This window comes from Enterococcus sp. RTP21361st1_A6_RTP21361_211029, assembly GCF_040910045.1.
Lineage (GTDB): Bacteria > Bacillota > Bacilli > Lactobacillales > Enterococcaceae > Enterococcus_D > Enterococcus_D gallinarum.
This window is the reverse complement of the sequence record NZ_JBDGBK010000150.1, coordinates 1-3826: the sequence shown is the minus strand read 5'-3', so window position 1 is coordinate 3826 and position 3826 is coordinate 1. Positions and strand designations below refer to the sequence as shown.

At 41.5% G+C, this 3826-nt stretch carries 3 protein-coding genes; 2 read left to right on the top strand and 1 reads right to left on the bottom strand.

Annotation, left to right across the window (positions count from 1 at the left end; translation table 11 throughout):
- Positions 1-76: 76 nt before the first annotated feature.
- Positions 77-778, bottom strand: coding sequence for a GntR family transcriptional regulator (locus AB5Z52_RS16180; protein WP_003127738.1), 702 nt, complete (start codon positions 776-778; stop codon positions 77-79).
- Between the two features lie 187 nt (positions 779-965).
- Between AB5Z52_RS16180 and AB5Z52_RS16175 the strand changes: the two genes are divergently transcribed.
- Both AB5Z52_RS16175 and AB5Z52_RS16170 read left to right on the top strand, forming a co-directional pair.
- A complete protein-coding gene (locus tag AB5Z52_RS16175) occupies positions 966-2270 on the top strand; it encodes a PTS sugar transporter subunit IIC (RefSeq protein WP_003127739.1) in 1305 nt (434 codons plus the stop codon).
- Positions 2271-2283: 13 nt separating this feature from the next.
- A complete protein-coding gene (locus tag AB5Z52_RS16170; RefSeq protein ID WP_003127740.1) occupies positions 2284-3702 on the top strand; it encodes a glycoside hydrolase family 1 protein in 1419 nt (472 codons plus the stop codon).
- Positions 3703-3826 lie beyond the last annotated feature (124 nt).

The following is a 3826-nucleotide window of genomic DNA, read 5'->3' as shown; positions in this document are numbered from 1 at the left end:
AGTAACCGAGGAAAGCCCACCATTTTTGCAGAATGCAGCAAGAAATGTCGGGCTTTTTGACCGATCAAAAGAGAGATCAGTTATTAGCGACAATAAAGTCACCCATATCGTATCGATGCCGGGATTGTGAAAATTCAAAAGGTATCCCATTTTCTAAGTAAACCGTTTGCTCGACTTCTAAAATGGGGTCATTGGGGGAACAAATCAAATGCTGCTGGTCATAGATATCTGGACGGTCGGCTTTGATCCTTCGAATCGATGTGCCAATCGGTAAGTGCAATGTATTGGAAATATATTCATAAACGGAAGCTTTGAGAACCTCTTCGGTGATGCCGGGAATCACTGCGACTGGCATAATGGTATATTCCAGCGCGACCGGGACGTCATCCAATAATCGCAAACGAACAATATCATAGATTCGATCTTCTTTACCAAGTCTCAATTTTGTTTGTTCTTGCTCATCAGCCAAAAGCGTATCAAAGGAAATGATTCTGCTTGTGAGTTTGCCAGTCTTTCCTAAGCGCTTGGTTAATCCGCGGTTCACTCGGGCGTTATAATCGAAGGTAGAATAGGCTTCACTGACAAAAGTGCCAGTGCCTTTTTTGGCATAGATGATTCCCTCTACTTGCAACAAATTCAACGCCTTTTGAATGGTTACTCGGCTAGTTTTATACGTAATGGCTAATTCAGTTTGTTTAGGCAGCTTCTGATTCTTCTCATACTTTCCATGACTGATTTGTGTACGAATATCTGCTGCAATATCATGATAGTAAGCCAAATCATTTCCTCCTTTTTTGAAGCATAATCGATTTTGCTGAGTATGTAAACCTCGACGTTTACATACTCAGCTTTTTGCTTCTTTCGACGATTTACAGAATGAAAAAAATCCAGTAAATTGAGATTGTAATCGGTTGCATTTGGTTTGTTTATTTTGGTTAATCATAGAGGAGCTAGGAGGAGTAAAAATGGAAGGGTTTATGGATCGATTGGCAAATGGCTTAGGTAAAGTTGCTACGAGAATCAATAGTTGGCGGTACATCATGGTAATTAAGAACGCTTTTGCCGCTTTGATACCAGTCATTATCACAGGTGCCTTTGGGACCTTATTTTCAGCAATGGTTTTTGATTCGGAGAACGGCTTAGCAAAAATTGATGCGCTCAGCTTTTTAGAAAATCTAAAGCCGATCTCTTCGGCAGTCAGTTATGTAACACTTAGTTTTCTAACGATTTATGCTGTTTTTTTAATTGGGATCGAACTGGCAAAACTGAACAAAATCGATGGTGTTTTCCCTGGGATCATTGCAGTGATGTCTTACTTATCGGTCAATCCGATGGTTTTTGAATTCTTACATGAAGATGCTACTGTTATTGCCGAGAATGTTTTAGCGAAACAATATACAGATACGAAAGGTTTATTCTTGGGCATGTTCGTGGCAATCCTATCAATTGAACTTTATGCCTGGCTTTGCCGCCAAAAAAGATTGCAAATCAAGATGCCGGAAAGTGTTCCTGCCAATGTCTCAGCAAGTTTCTCGGCGCTTTTCCCTACAATATTAACCGTAACGATCATTGCGACAGTTGGCTTTGCTATCAAAGCCATCACAGGAATGTATGCTTACGATATCATTTATAATATTGTGCAAAAACCATTAGAAGGGATAGTACAAGGTCTGCCTGGTATCTTGTTGTTGATGTTTATTGCACAAGTTTTCTGGGTCATTGGTATCCACGGCAATCAGATGGTCAAACCAATTCGTGAACCATTACTGCTAGCGGCTATCGCCGTGAATACAGAAGCCTTTGAGGCAGGAAAAGAAGTGCCTAACATCATTACGATGCCATTCTGGGATATGTATATGAGTATGGGAGGATCAGGTGTCACCATTGGCTTGCTGATTGCTATCTTGATTGCAGGCAAGCGTGAAGATATGCGTCAAATCACGAAGCTGTCCTTAGCACCAGGCATTTTCAATATCAATGAACCTGTTATTTTCGGTATGCCGATCATGCTGAACCCGATCTTGGCGATTCCATTTATTCTGACCCCGATTATTACCGGCACGGTGGGTTATATTGCTACATCCATCGGTTTTGCAGCAAAAGCGGTTGTGATGGTACCGTGGCCAATGCCGCCAATCGTCAATGCCTACTTAGCTACAGCAGGAGACATCGGTGCAGTGGTCACACAAATCATCTGTATTTTATTATCGATCATTATTTATTTGCCATTCGTTATCGTAATGAATCGTTCAACGAACGAAGTGGCATAAAAAGGAGAGGCTTATGTTAATTGAAATACCAGAAACATTTATCTTAGGGGCCGCTTCTTCTGCTTGGCAGACAGAAGGCTGGCAAGGAAAAAAAGCGGGTCAGGATTCTTTCTTGGATCAATGGTATCAACAAGAGCGTTTTGTCTGGCATGAAGGCTATGGACCGGCCGTTGCAACGAACTTCATGGAACAGTATGGTGAAGACATTGAGCTGATGAAAGAGATACATCTGACACATTATCGCACATCCATCAATTGGGCACGCTTTTTTACCGACTATGAGAAGTTGATCGTCGATGAAGAATATGCAGCCCATATCGATGCGGTGATCAATGCATTGCTTGCTGCAGGAGTAGAACCCATGTTGTGTCTGGAACACTATGAATTGCCTGCTTACTTATTAGACACGTATGATGGCTGGAGTTCTCGGTATGTTGTCGAATTGTATAGCAAGTATGCAGCAATCGCCTTTGAACGTTATGGTGATCGGGTCAAGCACTGGTTCACTTTCAATGAACCTATCGTGATCCAGACCCGTTGCTATCTTGATGCGATTCGCTGGCCCCATGAACAAAATACGAAGAAATGGATGCAATGGAATTATCATAAAACATTAGCTTCTGCATTAGCGATAAAAACATATCATGAAAAAGGCTATCAAGGCAGAATCGGCTGCGTATTGAATCCTGAAATGGTGTATGCTCGTTCTTCTTCGAAAGAAGATCAGCAAGCGAAAAAAATGTACGATCTTTTCTTCAACCGAGTCTTTTTTGATCCGATGATTAAAGGCATTTATCCCGAAGAACTGATTGCATTATGTAAAGAGCATGATATTTATTTTGATCCTGCAAAAGAAGACTTAGAAGTGATCCAACAACATACGGTTGATTTTTTAGGAATCAATCAATACTATCCAAAGCGTGTGCGGGCACCTTATTATCAGTGGAATGCTGAAACACCGTTTCATCCGGAGCGATTCTATGAGAACTTTGATCTTCCCGGCAAACAAATGAATCGTTCTAGAGGGTGGGAAATCTATCCGAAAGTCATGTATGACATGGCAAACTACCTCAAAGAAAATTACGGCAACATTCCTTGGCTGATCACAGAAAATGGCATGGGTCGGGAGAATGAAGAGGCGTTCATGGATGAGAATGGTCAGGTAGTAGATGACTATCGGATCCAATTCATTTCCCAACATCTTTATTGGCTTTTAAAAGCAGTGGAAGAAGGGGCGAATTGCGAGGGGTATATGCTCTGGGCTTTTACCGACTGTATCTCACCGATGAATGCCTTTAAAAACCGTTATGGGCTGGTGCGGATCGAAAGAAATGCTGCCCGTACCCGTTCTTTGAAAAAATCAGCCTATTGGTATCGAGAATTGATTGATGAACGTCGCTTGTCCTATGAGGAATTGCCGCTTATTCTTTAAACTAAGTACATTAAGATTAGAGAAGCTGTGACAAATCATTTGTCACAGCTCAGACTGTAGACAAAAGCTGTTCCAAACTCGTAACTCGAGCTTGGAACAGCTTTTTATCTACTTCGTTTCGAAT

What these genes read in the sequence shown, in the direction of transcription:
- AB5Z52_RS16175 (WP_003127739.1), top strand. Translation starts at nt 966, where the DNA reads ATGGAAGGGTTTATGGATCGATTGGCAAATGGCTTAGGTAAAGTTGCT.
- AB5Z52_RS16170 (WP_003127740.1), top strand. Translation starts at nt 2,284, where the DNA reads ATGTTAATTGAAATACCAGAAACATTTATCTTAGGGGCCGCTTCTTCT.